This is a genomic window from Bacillus sp. ISL-18 (assembly GCF_018613415.1).
Classification (GTDB): Bacteria; Bacillota; Bacilli; order Bacillales; family Cytobacillaceae; genus Neobacillus.
The window spans coordinates 155,780-175,043 of sequence record NZ_JAGGQG010000014.1; the positions used below are offsets into that span (position 1 = coordinate 155,780).

22 protein-coding genes are annotated in these 19,264 nt (G+C 44.5%); all 22 read left to right on the forward strand.

Annotation, left to right across the window (positions count from 1 at the left end):
- Positions 1-35 precede the first annotated feature (35 nt).
- The 22 genes from rpmE to atpA all read left to right on the forward strand — a co-directional run bounded on the left by rpmE (position 36) and on the right by atpA (position 19,239).
- Positions 36-248, forward strand: coding sequence for a 50S ribosomal protein L31 (gene rpmE / locus J7E81_RS21320; protein WP_133332912.1), 213 nt, complete (start codon positions 36-38; stop codon positions 246-248).
- Positions 249-415: 167 nt separating this feature from the next.
- On the forward strand, positions 416-1,012 hold the full coding sequence (locus J7E81_RS21325; RefSeq protein WP_215045460.1) for a thymidine kinase: 597 nt from the start codon (positions 416-418) through the stop codon (positions 1,010-1,012).
- Positions 1,013-1,363: 351 nt separating this feature from the next.
- A complete protein-coding gene (locus J7E81_RS21330; RefSeq protein WP_215045461.1) occupies positions 1,364-1,858 on the forward strand; it encodes a hypothetical protein in 495 nt (164 codons plus the stop codon).
- Positions 1,859-2,006: 148 nt separating this feature from the next.
- The gene (prfA, locus tag J7E81_RS21335) at positions 2,007-3,080 is read left to right on the forward strand and encodes a peptide chain release factor 1 (protein WP_215045462.1); all 1,074 of its coding nucleotides are present in this window, start codon (positions 2,007-2,009) and stop codon (positions 3,078-3,080) included.
- The gene (gene prmC / locus J7E81_RS21340) at positions 3,073-4,029 is read left to right on the forward strand and encodes a peptide chain release factor N(5)-glutamine methyltransferase (protein ID WP_215045463.1); all 957 of its coding nucleotides are present in this window, start codon (positions 3,073-3,075) and stop codon (positions 4,027-4,029) included. The genes prfA and prmC overlap by 8 nt, the downstream gene beginning before the upstream one ends.
- A 319-nt stretch (positions 4,030-4,348) precedes the next feature.
- The gene (spoIIR, locus tag J7E81_RS21345; RefSeq protein ID WP_215045464.1) at positions 4,349-5,281 is read left to right on the forward strand and encodes a stage II sporulation protein R; all 933 of its coding nucleotides are present in this window, start codon (positions 4,349-4,351) and stop codon (positions 5,279-5,281) included.
- A gap of 111 nt (positions 5,282-5,392) precedes the next feature.
- The gene (locus J7E81_RS21350; protein WP_215045465.1) at positions 5,393-5,839 is read left to right on the forward strand and encodes a GNAT family N-acetyltransferase; all 447 of its coding nucleotides are present in this window, start codon (positions 5,393-5,395) and stop codon (positions 5,837-5,839) included.
- A gap of 185 nt (positions 5,840-6,024) precedes the next feature.
- Positions 6,025-7,068 (forward strand): L-threonylcarbamoyladenylate synthase, encoded by a 1,044-nt coding sequence (locus tag J7E81_RS21355; protein ID WP_215045466.1) that lies wholly within the window; start codon positions 6,025-6,027, stop codon positions 7,066-7,068.
- 100 nt (positions 7,069-7,168) lie between these two features.
- Positions 7,169-7,726: a manganese efflux pump MntP gene (locus J7E81_RS21360; protein ID WP_215045467.1), complete on the forward strand. Its 558-nt coding sequence runs from the start codon at positions 7,169-7,171 to the stop codon at positions 7,724-7,726.
- A gap of 238 nt (positions 7,727-7,964) precedes the next feature.
- On the forward strand, positions 7,965-8,405 hold the full coding sequence (locus J7E81_RS21365; RefSeq protein WP_215045468.1) for a low molecular weight protein arginine phosphatase: 441 nt from the start codon (positions 7,965-7,967) through the stop codon (positions 8,403-8,405).
- A 254-nt stretch (positions 8,406-8,659) separates the two neighbouring features.
- Positions 8,660-9,106: a ribose 5-phosphate isomerase B gene (gene rpiB / locus J7E81_RS21370; RefSeq protein WP_215045469.1), complete on the forward strand. Its 447-nt coding sequence runs from the start codon at positions 8,660-8,662 to the stop codon at positions 9,104-9,106.
- A 25-nt stretch (positions 9,107-9,131) separates the two neighbouring features.
- Entirely contained in the window at positions 9,132-9,698 is a 567-nt protein-coding gene (locus J7E81_RS21375; RefSeq protein ID WP_374104078.1) for a TIGR01440 family protein, read from the forward strand.
- Between the two features lie 188 nt (positions 9,699-9,886).
- Positions 9,887-11,128 carry a serine hydroxymethyltransferase gene (gene glyA / locus J7E81_RS21380; RefSeq protein ID WP_215045470.1) on the forward strand — a complete coding sequence of 414 codons (1,242 nt, stop codon included), beginning with the start codon at positions 9,887-9,889 and terminating at the stop codon, positions 11,126-11,128.
- A 221-nt stretch (positions 11,129-11,349) separates the two neighbouring features.
- Positions 11,350-11,979 (forward strand): uracil phosphoribosyltransferase, encoded by a 630-nt coding sequence (gene upp, locus J7E81_RS21385; protein WP_215045471.1) that lies wholly within the window; start codon positions 11,350-11,352, stop codon positions 11,977-11,979.
- 236 nt (positions 11,980-12,215) lie between these two features.
- On the forward strand, positions 12,216-14,381 hold the full coding sequence (locus tag J7E81_RS21390) for a S8 family serine peptidase (RefSeq protein WP_251028792.1): 2,166 nt from the start codon (positions 12,216-12,218) through the stop codon (positions 14,379-14,381).
- A gap of 415 nt (positions 14,382-14,796) precedes the next feature.
- On the forward strand, positions 14,797-15,024 hold the full coding sequence (locus J7E81_RS21395) for an AtpZ/AtpI family protein (protein ID WP_215045472.1): 228 nt from the start codon (positions 14,797-14,799) through the stop codon (positions 15,022-15,024).
- Positions 15,024-15,407, forward strand: a complete 384-nt coding sequence (locus tag J7E81_RS21400; protein WP_215045473.1) for an ATP synthase subunit I — start codon at positions 15,024-15,026, stop codon at positions 15,405-15,407. Before J7E81_RS21395 ends, J7E81_RS21400 begins: the two co-directional genes overlap by 1 nt.
- A gap of 11 nt (positions 15,408-15,418) precedes the next feature.
- Positions 15,419-16,132 (forward strand): F0F1 ATP synthase subunit A, encoded by a 714-nt coding sequence (gene atpB / locus J7E81_RS21405; RefSeq protein WP_215045474.1) that lies wholly within the window; start codon positions 15,419-15,421, stop codon positions 16,130-16,132.
- Positions 16,133-16,205: 73 nt separating this feature from the next.
- Positions 16,206-16,430: a F0F1 ATP synthase subunit C gene (gene atpE, locus J7E81_RS21410; protein WP_215045475.1), complete on the forward strand. Its 225-nt coding sequence runs from the start codon at positions 16,206-16,208 to the stop codon at positions 16,428-16,430.
- A gap of 118 nt (positions 16,431-16,548) precedes the next feature.
- The gene (locus tag J7E81_RS21415; RefSeq protein ID WP_215045476.1) at positions 16,549-17,079 is read left to right on the forward strand and encodes a F0F1 ATP synthase subunit B; all 531 of its coding nucleotides are present in this window, start codon (positions 16,549-16,551) and stop codon (positions 17,077-17,079) included.
- Positions 17,076-17,612, forward strand: a complete 537-nt coding sequence (locus tag J7E81_RS21420) for a F0F1 ATP synthase subunit delta (RefSeq protein ID WP_215045477.1) — start codon at positions 17,076-17,078, stop codon at positions 17,610-17,612. The genes J7E81_RS21415 and J7E81_RS21420 overlap by 4 nt, the downstream gene beginning before the upstream one ends.
- Positions 17,613-17,730: 118 nt before the next feature.
- Positions 17,731-19,239: a F0F1 ATP synthase subunit alpha gene (gene atpA / locus J7E81_RS21425; protein WP_215045478.1), complete on the forward strand. Its 1,509-nt coding sequence runs from the start codon at positions 17,731-17,733 to the stop codon at positions 19,237-19,239.
- Positions 19,240-19,264: the final 25 nt, after the last annotated feature.

Here is a 19,264-nt window from a genome sequence, read left to right on the forward strand (position 1 = left end):
TTCGAATGATTCAGGGCGGAAGGAGCTGAAAAGAAATGAAAGCAGGAATTCATCCTAATTATAAGACAGTAAAGGTGACTTGTGCATGCGGTAATACATTTGAAACAGGTTCTGTTAAAAATGAGATCCGTGTTGAAACTTGTTCAGAATGTCATCCATTCTATACTGGTCGTCAAAAATTCGCTGAAGCTGGCGGACGTGTTGACCGTTTCAACAAAAAATACGGCCTTAAGTCACAACAACAATAATTACTCAAGGAACAGGCAAGAGAACCTATGGCTTGCCTGTTTTTTATTGAGAAAAATTAGTGGATAGACATAGATAGGCAAGGAAAATACTTAAATATAGTTGGGAATTCAGCTTAAAATATATTATAAATCGTTATAGGGTTCGTTATAGGAAGGAGACGCCGTTTATGTATTTAATGAAACAAAGCGGATGGGTTGAGGTTATCTGTGGCAGTATGTTTTCCGGGAAATCAGAGGAATTGATTCGTCGGGTTCGGCGGGCTCAGTTTGCAAAACAAAATATAGCTGTGTTTAAGCCGAAAATTGACAATCGCTACAGTGAACAGTCAGTCGTATCCCATAATGGCTCTTCTTTTCATGCGACGCCAATTTCCCATTCTATTGAGATTTTGCATCATGTAGAGGCAGATATCGATATTATTGCGATAGATGAAGTTCAGTTTTTTGATGAAGGAATTGTCCGGGTTGTTCAGCAGCTGGCAGACAGCGGGCACCGCGTGATCTGCGCTGGACTTGATATGGATTTCCGCGGTGAGCCTTTCGGGCAGATGCCGGCATTAATGGCGGTAGCGGAGTCGGTAACAAAGCTGCAGGCTGTTTGTACTGTGTGCGGTTCACCATCCAGCAGAACGCAGCGGCTGATTGATGGCCGTCCAGCCTCTTACCATGACCCGGTTATATTGGTCGGTGCTTCGGAAGCATACGAACCGCGCTGCCGTCACCACCACGAAGTCCCCAAAACAACACCTGTCACCTCGCGTTAAGTTCTTAGTGGTGCGATGGTGATGGTGCCATAACGGTGCCTGACACCAAAAACGTGGTTAGCAATGTACAAATATAATAAATGGTGCCTGTCACCGTTAACACTGTCTGGGAGTTGGTTCTCAGGCAGTTTTTTTGTGGGTTGATTTGATCGATGTTTGGATTTTTAGTCGTCTTACGCGGAATTATCGTCGTTTTACACGGAATTATTGATAAAATATGCGGAAATAAACTGGAAATCCACGAAATTACCTATCCTCATCATGATCACTCCTCTCTACATAAGCTTTGGAAAGATTTCACTAGCTCATTCCAACTCAGCTCCGGGCATGATAGTAATGGGAGGTGTAGGAATGTTAAAAAAATGGATGTCCCTCATGGGTATCATGTTTTTGTTAATCGTTAGCGGCTGTCAAGGACAAAATGATCGTTCGGCCAATGACCTTCGCCACAATAATCCACAACACACGAACATGTCCAAGATGAACAATGGTGGACCTGATAGTATCAGTGATCGCCGTAAGAACAAGCAGCATATGGTCGAAGATGATATTACCAACCAAAACCCGAACTTTCTTGATTTAAAACGGACAGGCAGCGGTGGGGAAGCAGGTGCGACCAATCACGGCAATGATATCAACAAAGCAAAACAAGTCATTGCTTATACGAATGAATTTAGAACGGATTCTGTCTGGATTAACGGCGACCGGATGTGGGTAACTGTTTATAAAAAAGGGATGCTGTCTGATCAAGCAAGAAACAAAGCAGAAGCGCGCCTTCACCGGAAACTGGTAAAAGCACTTCCGCGTTACAATATTGAAGTCCGCGTCCAGGAAGACCGCAGGTAACATGCTCTGATTTTAGGGCATGTTTTTTTGTTCTAAAAAAAGGGCTTGGTCACAGATAAAATATTTCTCCCTCAATTTGGTTTTGACGGGGGTTTTCACCTATACTATAATTAGAATGTTATGGACTAAAACTCGAGGTGAATGAACTGTGTTTGATCGTCTTCAATCCGTGGAAGATCGCTACGAAAAGTTGAACGAACTTTTAAGCGACCCAGAAATTATTAATGATTCAAAGAAACTTCGCGAATATTCAAAAGAACAAAGTGATATACAAGAAACAGTACAAACCTACCGCCAATATAAAGAGACTCGTGAGCAACTTCAGGATGCAAAGGCTATGCTTGAAGAGAAGCTTGATGCCGAAATGCGTGAAATGGTGAAGGAAGAAGTCCATGAGCTTGAGGCTCAAATTGAAGAGCTTGAAGCAAAAATGAAGATTCTCCTTGTTCCAAAGGATCCAAACGATGACAAAAACGTTATCTTTGAAATCCGCGGCGCAGCTGGCGGGGAAGAGGCAGCATTGTTTGCCGGTACGCTTTACCGGATGTACAGCCGGTATGCGGAAGCACAGGGCTGGAAAACAGACTTGATTGATGCCAGCCCAACAGGCCTTGGCGGCTATAAAGAAATCAGTTTTATGATTAATGGTCAAGGTGCTTACTCTAAATTAAAGTTTGAAAGCGGCGCCCACCGTGTTCAGCGTGTGCCAGAAACAGAATCAGGCGGCCGGATTCATACTTCAACGGCAACGGTTGTATGTTTGCCAGAGGCGGAAGAATTTGAATATGAAATCCATGATAAAGATATCCGCTTTGATACTTTTGCTTCAAGCGGTGCCGGCGGACAATCCGTTAACACGACGATGTCAGCCGTTCGGTTGACACACATACCAACCGGAATCATGGTATCAATCCAGGATGAAAAGTCCCAGCACAAAAACCGGGATAAAGCGATGAAGGTTTTACGTGCACGTGTCTATGATAAGTTCCAACAGGAAGCCCAGGCTGAATATGATCAGGTTCGTAAATCGGCAGTTGGAACGGGCGACCGTTCAGAACGAATTCGCACCTATAACTTCCCGCAGAATCGGGTAACCGATCATCGCATTGGCTTAACCCTTCAAAAGCTTGATCAAATTGTTGAAGGTAAGCTGGATGAAATTATTGATGCATTGGTAATGGATGAACAGGCAAAAAGACTAGAAGAGGCATCTAATGAGTAAAAAAGTATTTGAGGCCCTAAAATGGGCTTCTTCTTTTTTAGTTGAATCGGGTCGTAATGAAAATGCCGGCGAACTTTTGCTTCGGCATTTTACTGGAATGTCACGGGCGCAGTTGTTTGCCAGTATGCGTGAGGATTTAGAGCCGAGTGTTTGGGAGGCGTTTGAAGGGGCTGTGCGGGCACATGTTGAAGAAGGTGTCCCGGTCCAATACTTGATCGGTTCTGAAGAGTTTTATGGCCGGACCTTTGTGGTGAATGAAGAAGTTCTCATCCCGCGCCCGGAAACAGAAGAACTCGTCTACGGGACACTTCAGCGCATGAAGAAGATCTTCACCAGCCACCAGGAAATCCGTTTAGCTGACATCGGCACAGGCAGCGGCGGCATCGCCATCAGCTTGGAATTAGAATACCAACCGCTGACAGTGGAAAAGGTGACAGGCACCAATAATACTGCGGAGATGGTAGGAACGGTGACAGGCACCGATAACACTGTGAAGCAGGTGTTAAGGGTGACAGGCACTGATATTGCGGAGGGGTCGCTTGCGGTGGCGCGGGAGAATGCGGCTCGGCTTGGGGCGGATGTCCGCTTTGTGCAGGGTGATTTGCTCGGGCCGTTTATTGAGAATGGCGAGAAACTGGATGTGGTGGTGTCAAATCCTCCTTATATTCCGGTTGCTGACAGGGAAACGATGTCTGAAGTGGTGACGGAGCATGAGCCGCATCGTGCCTTGTTTGCGGGCGATGATGGCCTCGACTTCTACCGCCGTTTTATGACGGAATTGCCACTGGTCCTAGCGCCAACGGCCCTTGTCTGTTTTGAAATCGGCATGGGGCAGGGTGAAGCGGTAGCGGAACTGTTCCGAACAACCTTTCCAAAGGTTAAGGTCGAAATTGTTAATGATATTAATGGCAGGGATCGGATGGTTTTTGCCGAAATTAAAGAGTGTTAAGCCGTAATTGGTTTAACACTCTTTTTTCGTTAACCAGGAAATTATAATTACATACCTTGTGGAGAACAGTTTCGTGAAATTCATATACTACGTGCTATTGGACAAGTTCGTGAGGTAGGAAATGGATTTTGTCCAATAGGGTATTTCTATTGGACAGATTGGTGAGGTTGGAAATTAGTTTTGTCCAATAGACCACTCCTATCAGGAAGACAGATTTTTGCCAGCGAAAAATTTAATAGAGTTTTTCAAATTTACTAGTTTAAGATTCTTCATCTTTGTCCAAAATGAAACTATCGAAGGGCAAAGGGGTTGTGCTAAGGTGAGAGGAAAACTAATCGTTTGGGGATACTTAGTCATTTTATCATTGGGAACAATGTTGAATTTATATATGCCAAAGACCGAGGCAGCATCAAAGGAATCAATTGTCATCCCGGGGGAAGCCATCCGCTTAAGGATTTTGGCAAACAGTGATTTTGAACAAGACCAAGCAATCAAACGCAAAGTGCGCGATGCTGTAAATGCACAAATTACACTGTGGGTACAGGATTTAACGTCGATGAACGAAGCAAAGAAGGTCATTAATAACAAGCTTCCTGAAATCCAAACCATTGCCGAAAAAGTAGTTCATGATCAAGGATCCAACCAATCAGTGAAGGTTGAGTTTGGAAAAGTTCAGTTTCCTACCAAATTATATGGTCAGTACTTATATCCAGCTGGCGAATATCAAGCAATCCTGATTACATTAGGCAAAGGCGAAGGCGCAAACTGGTGGTGCGTTTTATACCCGCCGTTATGCTTCCTTGATTTTTCAAATGGTGTCGCAGTGAGCGATGGCTTTGAGGAAAAACACGTAGCAAAAGCAGAAACCGTCAGTGAAAAAGAACAGCAAAATGAAAGTCAAACAGAAGAGGCAGTAACACCTGCGCCTGTACCAGTGGAAGAAAAACAACAAGCGGAAAGCATCGTAAGCGAACCGGTAGAAGAACCATCTGAGCCTGTAAAAGAAGTAGAACAGCCCGTAAAAAAAGTGATTCAAGCGCCCGAAAAATCTGTAGAAGAAATGAAGAAACCAGCTGTGGAGGAAGTTAACGCTGAAAACTTGGATAAAGACGTACAAATTAAGCCAGTTGAAGAAGTAAAAAAGGCGAAGAAGAAAGTAAAGAGAGAAGCCCCTGTCTATACCGCTAAGGACGAAGAACCAGTAAAGGTTAAGTTTTTCGTGGTAGAAATGTGGGAGAAAATGTTTAACTAAAACTAGTCCAGCGCCGGACTAGTTTTTTTGATGAAATCGCTCATCCTGCTGTTCTATTATCTCTAGTTTTTCATAGTAATAGAGTAGAATCTTTTAAACGAGGTGGATGGGATGCAGGCAATAATTCGCAAGGCTAATCAAAAGGATTTGGGAAGTTTACAGGCGTTTTTGGCAAGAGCTAATCTTGGGACTGATGGACTAACCGCAGAAACCATAGACTATTTTCTCCTGCTAGAAAACGAAGATGGCACAATCCGTGGTTCGCTCGGCATGGAGGCGTTTGAGGAGCATGGGATGCTGCGCTCACTGGTGGTTTCTCCAGGACAAGCGGATAAAGAAATTTTTATGCTTTTTGAGCAAATGGTCAAATTAGCGAAAGAAAAAGGGATGAAAAGCTTGTTTTTGGCAACTAATAAAAGTGTGGCTTTGCCATTTTTTGAATTGATGGGCTTTCAAAAAATCGAGCGAGAAGCGTTACCCACAGAATTTTCTACCTCTGAGCACATTCGACACGTTTTAAATGTGGATAACTCATTATTTTTAAAATTTTCACTATAATTGTGGATTAATCCACAAAGTTATCCACTTTTTCCTCAAAGTTATACACAATTTGTGGATAAAACTTGTATTTATACCCACCTTCTTTTATACTTTCAAACGTACAAGGTGAAAAGATAGGAGTTTTTCCGCGTAAATTCGCCAAAATTCGATAAAAGTTTTGTCATCAATAAAGGTGGATAACTATGAACACAAACATCTGGATAGTGGATAAATATGTGGATAATCTAGAGAATAATCCACAGGTTGTGGATGCAGCCAATTTTTTAAGAAAAAATGAAGTGGTCGCCCTGCCAACAGAGACCGTTTACGGGCTTGGCGGTAATGCTGAAAGTGATGAAGCAGTGGCCAAAATCTTTGCAGCGAAAGGACGCCCTAGTGATAATCCATTAATCATTCACATTGCCGACCGCAACCAGCTTAGTAGATTTGTAACGGAGGTTCCTCAAACGGCCGCAAAATTAATGGATGCCTTTTGGCCGGGGCCGCTGACGATTATTTTTAAAAAGAAAGATGGCATTTTGTCAGAAGTGGCGACAGCCGGACTTGCTACCGTGGCGGTAAGGATGCCGGACCATCCGGTTGCGCTGGCATTGTTGAAAACCTGTGGACTTCCGATTGCCGCTCCAAGTGCGAACAGCTCTGGAAAGCCGAGTCCAACGAAAGCGGAGCATGTGCTGGATGATTTAAATGGAAAAATTGCCGGCGTATTGGATGGCGGCGCGACAGGAGTTGGCGTTGAATCAACCGTCGTTGATTGCACAGAGGGGATTCCAGTCATCTTAAGGCCCGGCGGCGTGACGATGGAGCAGCTTGAAGCGGTTGTTGGGGAAGTCCGTGAAGATGCGGCCTTAAAGGATCAGTCTGCACGTCCAAAGGCACCAGGGATGAAATACCGCCACTACGCACCAAATGCCCCGCTTTATATGGTGTCAGGCACCAAAGAATTTCTGCAAACATTAGTGTTGGAAAAGCAGCAGGAAGGACTTCGGGTGGGTGTGTTGACAACCGAAGAAAATTACCGCTTTTACAAGGCGGATGTTATTCTTTCATGTGGCAGGCGGGCTGAGCTGGAAACGGTCGCGGCCGCTTTATATGACACACTAAGAAGTTTTAATCAAGACAATGTTGATATCATTTTTAGTGAAATTTTCCCGAATGAAGGCGTCGGACATGCCATCATGAACCGTCTGCAAAAAGCAGCCGGCCATAAGCTTATCACCCAATAGCACCACTGTCTCCTTTAGGGAGGCATTGGTGCTTTTCTTACTTCTAAACTCCCTTGGACGTGCATAGGCTAGGATAGTTAGTCCAAGGGGGCGAAGATCAATGTCAGAAATGTTTGGCGAACTCATTACACTATTATTAATGGCATTTGCGCTTGGGATGGATGCCTTCTCGGTTGGGCTTGGCATGGGAATGTACAAACTGCGGCTGAGGAAAATTTTTAATATCGGCCTGACCATCGGCTTATTCCATGTATGGATGCCGCTTTTAGGCCTATTAGCTGGAAAATTTCTATCTGAAAAATTCGGCACCTTTGCGACGCTTATCGGCGGGCTGCTCCTCATGGTCCTAGGGGTGCAGATGATTTGGTCGACAATGAAAAAAGAAGAAGCAAAGGTCATTTCACCAGTAGGCTTCGGCTTACTGTTATTTGCCTTAAGTGTAAGTCTTGATAGTTTTTCCGTTGGGTTGACCTTAGGGATTTACGGAGCGAAAACCTTTATGGTTCTTTTATGCTTTGGTATTGTGGCCACAGTGCAAACATGGGCGGGGCTTTTGCTCGGCAGAAAAGTCCAGGGCTGGCTCGGAACGTACAGCGAGGCCTTAGGGGGAACGATCCTGCTTGCGTTTGGAATAAAGCTGCTTACGCAATTTTGGTAAAATGAAACTAGGAATCTTTCAAAAAACCACCCAAATTTGCTAGAATGAAGTTATCTAATCGCCTGGTTTTTAAAAAAATACCAAGGTTCGTTACATAAACCACATAACGACGATTCGTCGCCTTGTTAGTGGTACAGCCTTTTTTCGAAAATGATTCGGGAGAAGGTCTTTTTTTAAAAAGAATTGGTTCAATTAACCAATTCTGGGGTAAAATTTTTAAGGGAAGGTGGCTAGTAAAATGCGGCGTATTTTGTTTGTTTGCACAGGAAATACATGCAGGAGTCCAATGGCAGAAGCGATTTTAAAAAATAAAAAGCTTACCGATGTGGAGGTAAAGTCGGCAGGGATTTATGCGGCAAACGGCAGTGAAGCATCCACTCATGCGAAGCAGGTGCTCGATGACAATCAGGTTCCGCATAATCATCGCTCACATCTGTTAACAGCGGAGGCCGTTGACTGGGCAGATCTCATTTTAACGATGACGAGCTCTCATAAATTTGCGATTCAACAGCAGTTTCCTCAGGCGGTAATGAAGGTGTTCTCGTTGAAGGAGTATACAGGTGAAACTGGCAGCCAGGATGTTAGTGACCCGTACGGCGGCAGTCTCGCAGTCTATGAGGAGACCTATCAGGAATTAGAAAAATTAATTGATAAAGCGATAGAAAAATTTAAAGCATAGTGGTTTTGCGAATGGCGGAAAGACTTTTTGAAAAAACTATCCATTAAATAGAAAAGATAGAGCTCTCTTAATGAAATAAGAGGGCTATTGTTTTTGCCTCAAATAACTGAACCGGGAAAGGTTTCTGCTTTAAATTTTTGAGTGGGTGTGTCAAAATGAAAACAGATTATTCTAAGAGTTGCTGCAGAAGATTTACGCGTCTGTTTGTAACGGCAGTTTTTTGAATTTTGGGAAATGGAACAGGAGGATTTTTTATGAAGGTGGCATTAGCGTCAGACCATGGCGGCGTCAATATACGTAAGGAAATCGCCAAATTACTGGAAGAATTAAAGATTGACTACGTAGATTTTGGCTGTGATTGTGAAACATCCGTGGATTTTCCGGATTATGCACTGCCTGTGGCTGAAAAGGTAGCTAGCGGCGAATTTGACCGCGGTATTTTGATTTGTGGAACAGGGATTGGGATGAGCATTGCCGCCAATAAGGTAAAAGGCATCCGCTGTGCCCTTGTTCATGATACCTTCAGTGCCCGCGCAACGCGTGCACATAATGATACGAATATGCTCGCAATGGGCGAGCGCGTCATTGGCCCAGGATTGGCCCGCGATATCGCTGAGATTTGGCTGACGGAAGGGTTCGAAGGCGGCCGTCATGCAAACCGGATTGGGAAGATTACCGAGTACGAGAAAACGCACCTTTAAGCAAGACGGAAAGAAGGGTATGGTAATGATTCAAGATTGGGAAATAGAGCTTGAAACCATTCTAGGTGAATTCCAAGAACAGGCGGAACTAAAGCCAGGGCAGCTGCTTGTCGTCGGCTGCAGCACGAGTGAGGTGATTGGCGAACGAATTGGTACTGCCGGGACGATTGAAGTAGCTGAAATGATCTTTCAACAGTTTAAAAAGCTCCAAGCGGAGAAGGGAATTCAACTTGCTTTTCAATGCTGCGAGCATTTAAACCGGGCATTGGTCATGGAACGCTCCGTTGCACGTGAGCGGGGCTATGAAGAGGTTTCTGTGGTACCTGTCCGCAAGGCTGGCGGTGCGATGGCAACCTACGCCTTTGGGGGTTTTGAGGACGCCGTGGTGGTCGAATTCATAAAGGCTGAGGCTGGCATTGACATTGGCCAAACACTCATCGGTATGCACATAAAACATGTAGCCGTGCCCGTACGCGTTAAGCAAAAAAGCGTCGGACATGCCCTTGTCACCCTAGCAAAAACCCGCCCCAAACTAATCGGCGGCGCCCGTGCCGTCTACGAAAAAAACACCGAGAATAACAGCTGCTCGTAGTGCTAATGGTGACAGGCACCGTTAGAGGCACCGTTAGCACTATTGTTCGGTTATTAATGGTGACAGGCACCTTTTCTTCTATTTTTATAGAGTTTATGGTGGCAAATTCCGAAAGATATGTTAGAATGAAGAAGGAATTTTCGAATTTTGAATTTTATTGGTGTTTTACATAAAAAGGGGGATTTAGGATGAAGCATTTGTCTCAAGCGGATGAGCAGGTTTTTAAAGCGATTCAACAGGAATTAGGACGTCAGCGTTCAAAAATTGAATTAATTGCCTCGGAAAACTTTGTAAGTGAAGCAGTGATGGAAGCACAAGGTTCTGTATTAACAAATAAGTATGCAGAAGGATATCCAGGACGCCGTTACTATGGCGGCTGTGAATATGTCGATGTGGTTGAAGATCTAGCGCGCGAACGTGCGAAGCAAATTTTCGGTGCCGAATATGTAAACGTTCAGCCGCATTCAGGGGCACAAGCCAACATGGCTGTTTACTTCACAATCCTCGAGCAGGGCGATACCGTTCTTGGGATGAATCTTTCTCACGGCGGACACTTAACACACGGAAGCCCAGTAAACTTCAGTGGCGTTCAATACAACTTCGTTGAATATGGTGTGGATGAAACAACTCACCGCATCAATTATGATGATGTCCGCGAAAAAGCGTTAGCTCACAAACCGAAGCTTATTGTTGCCGGTGCGAGTGCCTACCCACGCGAAATCGATTTTGCTAAGTTCCGTGAGATCGCCGATGAAGTGGGAGCTTACCTCATGGTTGATATGGCGCACATTGCTGGACTTGTGGCAGCTGGTTTGCATCAAAATCCAGTTCCATACGCAGACTTCGTCACAACTACGACTCACAAAACCTTGCGCGGTCCTCGCGGCGGGATGATTCTTTGCAAAGAGGAATTTGGAAAGAAAATTGATAAGTCGATCTTCCCTGGTATCCAAGGTGGTCCGCTTATGCATGTAATCGCCGCAAAAGCTGTTGCCTTCGGTGAAGCACTAGAGGATAGCTTTAAAGAATATGCAGGAAACATTATTGCGAACGCGAAGCGCCTAGCAGAATCACTGCAAAAAGAAGGATTAAAGCTAGTTTCTGGCGGTACAGATAATCATTTGCTGTTAGTTGATGTGACAAGCCTCGGCTTAACTGGAAAGATTGCTGAGCATGTGTTGGATGAAGTCGGCATTACCGTTAATAAAAACACCATTCCGTTTGACCAAAACAGCCCATTCGTAACGAGCGGAGTCCGCATTGGTACTGCAGCTGTGACAAGCCGCGGCTTTGGTTTAGAGGATATGGACGAAATTGCGTCAATCATCGCTTTTACATTGAAAAACCATGAAGACGAAGCGAAGCTTAACGAAGCACGTCAACGTGTTGAAGCCTTAACAAATAAATTCATCCTTTATCCTGAGTATTAATTGTTTATTAAATGGACCTTCATCTTCCAGATGGAGGTCCGTTTTTTATATCTGCGTGAACCACCGCTAATCAGCTTTAGAGACCACCACGGTGCGCTTCCTATTAGAAAGAATATTCGCTCTACTTTTCTCTCTTAAAACATTAGGAGATAAGTTGCTCTATGGGGCTTTTTTCTGTAAAATGAGGCGATGATTAATTTTTGAAAAAAGGGGCGATTATTGTGGCAAAGGTATACGTCTTCGACCACCCATTAATCCAGCATAAACTTACTTACATACGTGATAAACATACAGGAACGAAGGAATTTCGCGAACTCGTTGATGAAGTGGCAACCTTGATGGCATTCGAAATCACACGAGATATGTCGCTTGAGGACATCGATATCGAGACACCTGTCTGCCCGGCAAAATCAAAGGTTCTTTCCGGGAAAAAAATTGGCATCGTGCCAATTCTCCGCGCGGGAATCGGAATGGTTGATGGGATTTTAAAATTAATCCCTGCTGCGAAGGTAGGTCATGTTGGTTTATACCGCGACCCAGAAACATTGCAGCCAGTGGAATATTACATTAAGCTTCCAAGTGATGTTGAAGAGCGCGATTTCATCGTGGTAGATCCGATGCTGGCAACGGGCGGTTCTGCGATTGAAGCGATTCGTTCGTTGAAAAAGCGCGGCGCAAAAAATATTAAGTTTATGTGTTTAATTGCTGCTCCTGAAGGTGTGGAGGCTGTACAAGCTGCCCACCCAGATGTGGATATTTATATTGCGGCATTGGACGAGAAATTAAATGACCATGGCTATATCGTTCCAGGTTTAGGCGATGCCGGCGACCGGTTATTTGGTACGAAATAATAGAGTCGAGCAGCGATGCTCGGCTTTTTTTATTGGAATAATTGTATAAGGTTGGAAATCCCAAACTATTTCAAGAGTTTTTACTCATTCAGCAACGTGGTGTAGCCAAAAACCTGCTTCACTCTCTAAACCTTCCATCTACAGGTATAAAACGGACGACACAATACTTTCTCCCGCCCGATTGCATACTTTCCCCCCTCAAAGAAAACGCTATGAGGAAAAAGGGGAATCCATAAATGAAATGGCTGTTATCCATTTTTCTCACACTGCAAACCTCTACCGTACTCATTCACCCGCCGATACCCAAATCTACCCAAGTCGCAATCGTTGTGTTAAAACAATCGCAATCTGAACAGGAAATCAAACGACTGATCAGTCCGTATCAAAACGTAAAGCTGCGCCGCATTTTCCATGAGGCCCTTGATGGCTTCTCAATTGAAGGCAGCCCTGAGGCGATCACAAGGCTGGGCCAACAACAGCGCGTCCTAACCGTATCGCCAGTCGCTCAATACCAAGCCGAAACAGAAGAAAGCGTCAAAATAATTGGCGGGGAAGAGGTGCGCCGCATCTTTGACCATCAGAATCAGCGCCTCACCGGCAAAGGCATCACCGTCGGCGTCATTGATACCGGGGTCGACTATACGCATCCCGATTTAAAAAGTAATTACGCCGGCGGGCACGACCTTGTCGACAATGACCGGGACCCGATGGAAACCCTCGCCATTGGCAAAGCCACGATCCATGGCACCCACGTCGCCGGCATTATCGCGGCCAATGGAAAAATAAAAGGTGTTGCCCCCGAGGCCAAAATTGTCGCTTACCGTGCGCTCGGGCCTGGCGGTGGCGGAACTACCGAGCAGGTCCTTGCCGCGATCGAACAGGCGATCAAAGACAAAGTGGATGTGGTCAATCTTTCCCTTGGAAATGACATCAACGGGCCGGACCTGCCGATTTCCCTAGCCTTAAACCGTGCCGTCGACAAAGGGATCGTTGCCGTGGCGGCGTCGGGAAATTCGGGTCCAAATGTTTGGACAGTCGGCTCTCCCGGTACGGCCTCTAAAGCCATATCCGTCGGGGCTTCCACACCGACAATGAAAATTCCCTCTTTACTAATAGAAGGAAACCGCCTGCGAATCCAGCCCTTGGAGGGATCAGGCAACTGGGGACTGGACCGTTCTCTCGAATTGGCGGACGGCGGGTTGGGCCGCAAGGAGGACCTTCACAACGTCCAAGGCAAAATGGTGCTAATCAAACGCGGAACACTGACGTTTACCGAAAAAGCAAAAAACGCCTATGCAGCGGGCGCCAAAGCAGTGTTGATTTATAACAATTTGAGCGGGAGCTTTATGGGAAACCTCGATACTCCTATGACCATCCCAATCGGAGCACTCGCTAAGGGTGACGGAGTCATTTTACAAAAAAAAATAACGAACCAACGTGTGACGGCAAGGGTATTGGTCAGTGAGGAGCGGGACCGGCTCGCAGACTTCAGCTCGCGCGGACCGGTGACGGGGACATGGGAAATTAAGCCGGATATCGTCGCGCCAGGGGTGGCGATTCAATCAACGATTCCAGGCGGTTACTTATCATTACAAGGCACCAGTATGGCCGCACCGCATGTGGCAGGGGCATGTGCGTTAATCAAGCAGGCCCACCCGGATTGGTCGCCGGCGGAGATTAAGGCAGCGCTGATGAATACGGCCAAACCGATTGGGCCAAATCCAAACGCTTTGTACCGGACGTATGAGCAAGGAGCTGGAAGGATTCAGGTGGATGAGGCGATTCAGACCACATCACTTGTCACTCCAAGCAGTCTTCGTTTTGGCAAATACAGTGATGAGAACGACAGCCATAAGGCCGTAGTGAAAGTTAAAAATACGAGTGAGAAGACACAACGCTATTCTTTTCGAATACCATACAAAGTTGAAGGGATCAGCTGGCGGTTTCCGTTATCGTTTACGCTCAGACCAAAAGAGTCAACGGAAGTACCGGTCGAGCTGCAAGTTGATCCACAGGTATTTAAACGGAAGATTCATGATGGTTTTATCCAGCTCGAGGCAGGGGCGAAGCTGATTCAAATTCCTTATCTGTATGTGCTGGAGGAGCCGGGATACCCGCGGGTGATGGGCTTTGATTTTGCGTATGGGGACAGGCCGGGAGAATACCGTTATGAGGTGTACCTGCCAGGCGGTGCCGAGGAGTTTGGAATTGCTTTGTTTAACCCGGAGAGCTATCGCTTTGTCGGCTTCTTAGACACAGAAACAAATGTGAAAAAGGGACAGCTGCGCAAGCTGATTCGAAAAGAGCAGCTCCCGGCATCGGGTACTTATTTAGTGAAGGTATTTGCCAAGAAGGCAGGAAAAGAGGATTTCATCGAAAGGATGATTATGATCGAAAAGTGAGAGGAATAGATTCGGAAGGCTGGGGCAGAAAAAAGCACCAGCTTTCTTTAGGTTAAAAAAACCGTATAAATTACACCTCTTTTCAAGCAAACTCTAGACAAAAAAATAATATTTTATTAGAATTAGATTAAAATTTGATTAAAAGTTCACAAAATAGACACAAATCGGACCAAAAAAATTCAAAATTTACAATACAATTAAAGTGTAACAAAGGTGTCAAACTTTCAGAAATTATTAATAGTAGATTGTGGTATAATTCACGTAAATTCATTGACATTGACAAGTGGCTATTGTATGCTAACAAAGGGTATCAATGATAGGGTTTTCATGTCGAATTATCTATATAAAGATAGTTTTATGGAATGAATTTGTCACCTGCCCGTTTGACATTCTCTAAGAGTGAGGATGTGACTATATGCGTCAAAAAAACCGCAATCCATTCCAAGCAATGGCGTTAATGTCTGCGATTGTCTCCCAGTTAGTCGGCTCCATTCTCATCGGTATTTTTGCAGGCAGATGGCTTGACCGGCATTGGGGTGTAGAACCAATTTTCTTAATAATCGGACTGCTTTTGGGACTGGCAGCAGGGACTTATTCTATGCTTCTTTCAATCCGCCATTTCTATTCAGGAGATAAATCATAATGCCAGATTTCAGAGTTATGTACAACAGGCAAAAGAAATGGATATTCTACTTGCTGGCCATTTATGTTCTTGGCTGGGGCTTCACTACGCACCATACGATCTTTTTAGGATTAGTTTTAGGGACATGCTTCGGTTTTCTTAACCTCTTACTCCTGGTAAGGAAGACTGAGAAGTTCGATAAACAAGTATCAGAGGGGAAAAAACCCCGGTCACTAGGATCCTTATCAAGGATGGCGACAGCGGGTATTGGGGCTGCAATTGCATTGAAGTACCCGGAATATTTTAATATTTTTAGCTTTGTGATAGGACTAATGACATCCTATATTGTCATTATGATAGATTATTTTTACAATGCAATACATGTACACAAAAAGGGGAAGTGAGGTGAGTACATATGGAACATAAAACTCCTGAGTTTGAATTCTTAGGTTTATGGTTTAATGGCGCTAACGTCTTAATGATCACTGTAGCAAGTGTCATTGTTTTTCTAATAGCCGTGCTTTCGACACGCAAGCTGGCAATGAAACCAACAGGGATGCAGAACTTCTTTGAATGGGTGATGGACTTTGTGAAAGGCATCATCAACAGCACGATGGATTGGAAGGATGGAGGAAGATTTCACATCCTTGGAATCACACTCATCATGTATATCTTTGTATCCAATATGTTAGGTTTGCCATTTTCAATTGTGATTGATGGAACACTTTGGTGGAAATCACCAACAGCTGACCCAATCATCACGTTAACTCTTGCTGTTATGATTTTGGGTCTTACCCATTATTATGGTGTAAAGTTAAAAGGTTTCAAAGGATATGCTCAAGGCTTCTTCAGCCCGATGGGATTCTTGTTCCCATTAAAGATTATTGAAGAATTCGCCAACACATTAACACTTGGTCTGCGTCTCTACGGTAACATCTTCGCAGGTGAATTGCTGTTATCACTTTTAGCAGCGGGACTGGCCCACCAAGGAATTGCCGGTACCATCGCCGCAGTGCCGCTGACATTAGTATGGCAAGGTTTCTCTGTGTTTGTCGGCTCGATCCAGGCATACATCTTTACTATGTTAACAATGGTTTACATGTCTCATAAAGTGAGTCATGACCATTAAAATAACCGTTCATGCTCATGAACAAAAATAAAAAAATATTATGTTTTCATACATTTAAGGAGGAAAAAAAGAAATGACAGGTTCAATTGGTATTTTAGCAGCAGCGATCGCAATCGGTTTATCAGCAATTGGTGCAGGTATTGGTAACGGTCTTATCGTAGGACGTACAGTAGAAGGTGTGGCTCGTCAGCCTGAATTACGTGGTATGCTTCAAACTACAATGTTCATCGGGGTTGCGTTAGTTGAAGCCTTGCCGATTATCGGGGTAGTTATTGCGTTCATGGTATTGAACAAATAAAACTCGAAAATTTCCTGGTGGCGAAGATAACCGAATCCTTCGCCATTCATTTATGTTTGTTTGATTGAATTGATTGTTTCCAAACGTTTTAGCAACTCTTGAAAGGAGTGAACCCAGGGTGTTAACTAGCAGTTTTGTATTGGCCACTGCGGCTGAAGGCGGCGGCCACATTAATACTGGAGATATCTTCTTCCAGCTAATCGTATTTATCATTTTGTTAGCATTGCTTAAAAAATTCGCGTGGGGTCCATTAATGGGCATTATGAAACAACGTGAAGAGCATATCGCTAATGAAATTACTGCGGCAGAAAACAGCCGTTTAGAAGCGAAAAAACTTATCGAAGAGCAGCGTAACCTTCTTAAAGAAGCACGTAATGATGCACAAAACTTAATTGAGAGTGCGAAGAAGCAAGGCGACTTGCAGCGTGAAGAAATCATTACGACGGCCCGGGCTGAAGCAGAACGCCTGAAAGAAGCTGCCAAGCTTGAAATTGAACAGCAAAAGGAAAAAGCTGTTGCTGCCATTCGCGAACAGGTTGCTTCCTTGTCTGTGTTAATTGCTTCTAAAGTAATTGAGAAAGAATTAACAAATGCAGACCAAGATGCACTAATTAACGAATACATTAAAGAGGCAGGAGAAGGACGATGAGCAACACAATGGTAGCAAAACGCTACGCGTCCGCTCTTTTTCAAATCGCTAATGAACAGCAGGTTCTAGGTCAAATAGAAGAGGACCTTCGTGTAGTTAAGGAAGTCTTGGAATACAATCCTGATTTAAAAGCTGTCCTTAAATCTTCAAAACTTACGCTCGATAAGAAAAAAGAGATTGTGAAAAATGCTTTTGCATCAGTGAATGTGTTTGTCCTAAATACGGTATTGGTCTTAATTGATCGTCATCGCGAGGACCAAATTGTTGAAGTAACCGATCAGTTCCTTGAACTGGCAAATGAAGCAATGGGAATCGCAGAAGCGGAAGTGTACAGCGCACGTGAGTTGACGGATGCTGAACGCGAAGCATTATCTGCGACATTTGCTGCGAAAATTGGCAAAAAATCACTAAGAATTGAAAATATCGTCGATTCTAACCTGCTGGGCGGCATCCGCCTTCGGATTGGAAATCGAATTTATGACGGCTCTTTGCGCGGAAAGCTAGACCGTTTAGAACGTAAGTTGTTAAGCTAAGACGAAATGTAAAGCAACCGGTAAGCGAAGTACACTCGCCGCTGGGCGCTGGACGACTTTTAAAAGTTTACTGCAGGAAAAAATATACGCAAAGTATCAGAAGATAGGGGTGAAACTCATGAGCATCAAAGCTGAAGAAATCAGTGCCCTGATTAAATCACAAATTGAAAACTATCAGGCAGAAATTCAAGTGAGTGATGTTGGTACAGTTATCTCAATTGGTGACGGTATCGCTCGTGTTCATGGCCTCGACAATGTTATGGCCGGAGAACTTGTTGAATTTGCAAACGGCGTTATGGGTATGGCACAAAACCTTGAAGAAAATAACGTCGGTATTATCATCCTTGGACCTTTCACAGATATTCGTGAGGGAGACGAGGTTCGCCGCACAGGCCGTATCATGGAGGTTCCAGTAGGTGAAGCGCTAATCGGACGTGTTGTAAACTCATTAGGACAGCCAGTTGATGGCATGGGTCCAATCAATACAACAAAAACTCGCCCAATTGAAGCAGTAGCTCCTGGCGTTATGGCTCGTAAATCCGTTCATGAGCCGCTTCAAACAGGGATTAAAGCGATTGACGCACTTGTTCCAATCGGTCGCGGTCAGCGTGAATTAATCATCGGTGACCGTCAAACAGGTAAAACATCTGTTGCGATCGACACCATCTTAAACCAAAAAGGTCAAAACATGATCTGTATCTATGTTGCCATTGGTCAAAAGGAATCAACTGTTCGTAACGCGGTTGAAACTCTTCGTAAATATGGCGCATTAGAATACTCAATCGTTGTAACAGCTTCTGCATCACAACCTGCACCGCTATTATACCTAGCTCCATACGCGGGTGTTGCAATGGCAGAAGAGTTTATGTATGACGGCAAGCACGTTTTAATCGTATACGATGACCTTTCAAAACAAGCTGCTGCATACCGTGAGCTTTCCTTGTTACTACGCCGTCCTCCAGGTCGTGAGGCATATCCAGGGGATGTATTCTACTTACACAGCCGTTTGTTAGAACGTGCATGTAAAATTAATGATACTCTTGGTGCTGGTTCCATTACAGCATTACCATTTATTGAAACACAAGCAGGTGACGTTTCTGCTTATATACCAACAAACGTTATCTCCATCACGGATGGACAAATTTTCTTACAATCTGACCTTTTCTTCTCCGGTGTTCGCCCGGCGATCAACGCAGGTCTTTCCGTATCACGTGTAGGTGGATCGGCGCAAATCAAAGCGATGAAGAAGGTTGCAGGTACACTGCGTCTTGACCTTGCTTCATACCGTGAATTAGAAGCATTTGCTCAGTTCGGTTCTGACCTTGATAAAGCAACACAAGCGAAGCTGAACCGTGGTGCTCGTACGGTTGAAGTTCTAAAGCAAGATCTTCACAAGCCGCTTACGGTTGAAAAGCAAGTTGTAATCCTTTATGCATTAACACGCGGTTTCCTTGATGATGTTCCATTACAGGATGTACGCCGCTTTGAATCTGAATTCCATAACTGGTTAGACCACAACCGCAAAGAATTGTTAGACCATATTACCAAAACGAAGGATCTTCCTTCTGATGAGGATATGGCTTCTGCAATCAACGACTTCAAAAAGACGTTTGCAGTTTCTGAATAATAGGGTCTGACATATTGAGGGGTTT

Excerpts from the sequence above, each read along its gene's own strand:
- J7E81_RS21325 (WP_215045460.1), top strand. The coding sequence starts at position 416 with ATGTATTTAATGAAACAAAGCGGATGGGTTGAGGTTATCTGTGGCAGT.
- J7E81_RS21330 (WP_215045461.1), top strand. The coding sequence starts at position 1,364 with ATGTTAAAAAAATGGATGTCCCTCATGGGTATCATGTTTTTGTTAATC.
- prmC (WP_215045463.1), top strand. The coding sequence starts at position 3,073 with ATGAGTAAAAAAGTATTTGAGGCCCTAAAATGGGCTTCTTCTTTTTTA.
- J7E81_RS21355 (WP_215045466.1), top strand. The coding sequence starts at position 6,025 with ATGAACACAAACATCTGGATAGTGGATAAATATGTGGATAATCTAGAG.
- J7E81_RS21400 (WP_215045473.1), top strand. The coding sequence starts at position 15,024 with ATGCCAGATTTCAGAGTTATGTACAACAGGCAAAAGAAATGGATATTC.
- rpmE (WP_133332912.1), top strand. The coding sequence starts at position 36 with ATGAAAGCAGGAATTCATCCTAATTATAAGACAGTAAAGGTGACTTGT.
- J7E81_RS21420 (WP_215045477.1), top strand. The coding sequence starts at position 17,076 with ATGAGCAACACAATGGTAGCAAAACGCTACGCGTCCGCTCTTTTTCAA.
- J7E81_RS21350 (WP_215045465.1), top strand. The coding sequence starts at position 5,393 with ATGCAGGCAATAATTCGCAAGGCTAATCAAAAGGATTTGGGAAGTTTA.
- atpA (WP_215045478.1), top strand. The coding sequence starts at position 17,731 with ATGAGCATCAAAGCTGAAGAAATCAGTGCCCTGATTAAATCACAAATT.
- J7E81_RS21395 (WP_215045472.1), top strand. The coding sequence starts at position 14,797 with ATGCGTCAAAAAAACCGCAATCCATTCCAAGCAATGGCGTTAATGTCT.
- atpB (WP_215045474.1), top strand. The coding sequence starts at position 15,419 with ATGGAACATAAAACTCCTGAGTTTGAATTCTTAGGTTTATGGTTTAAT.
- J7E81_RS21390 (WP_251028792.1), top strand. The coding sequence starts at position 12,216 with ATGAAATGGCTGTTATCCATTTTTCTCACACTGCAAACCTCTACCGTA.
- rpiB (WP_215045469.1), top strand. The coding sequence starts at position 8,660 with ATGAAGGTGGCATTAGCGTCAGACCATGGCGGCGTCAATATACGTAAG.
- atpE (WP_215045475.1), top strand. The coding sequence starts at position 16,206 with ATGACAGGTTCAATTGGTATTTTAGCAGCAGCGATCGCAATCGGTTTA.
- J7E81_RS21365 (WP_215045468.1), top strand. The coding sequence starts at position 7,965 with ATGCGGCGTATTTTGTTTGTTTGCACAGGAAATACATGCAGGAGTCCA.
- glyA (WP_215045470.1), top strand. The coding sequence starts at position 9,887 with ATGAAGCATTTGTCTCAAGCGGATGAGCAGGTTTTTAAAGCGATTCAA.
- J7E81_RS21360 (WP_215045467.1), top strand. The coding sequence starts at position 7,169 with ATGTCAGAAATGTTTGGCGAACTCATTACACTATTATTAATGGCATTT.
- J7E81_RS21375 (WP_374104078.1), top strand. The coding sequence starts at position 9,132 with ATGATTCAAGATTGGGAAATAGAGCTTGAAACCATTCTAGGTGAATTC.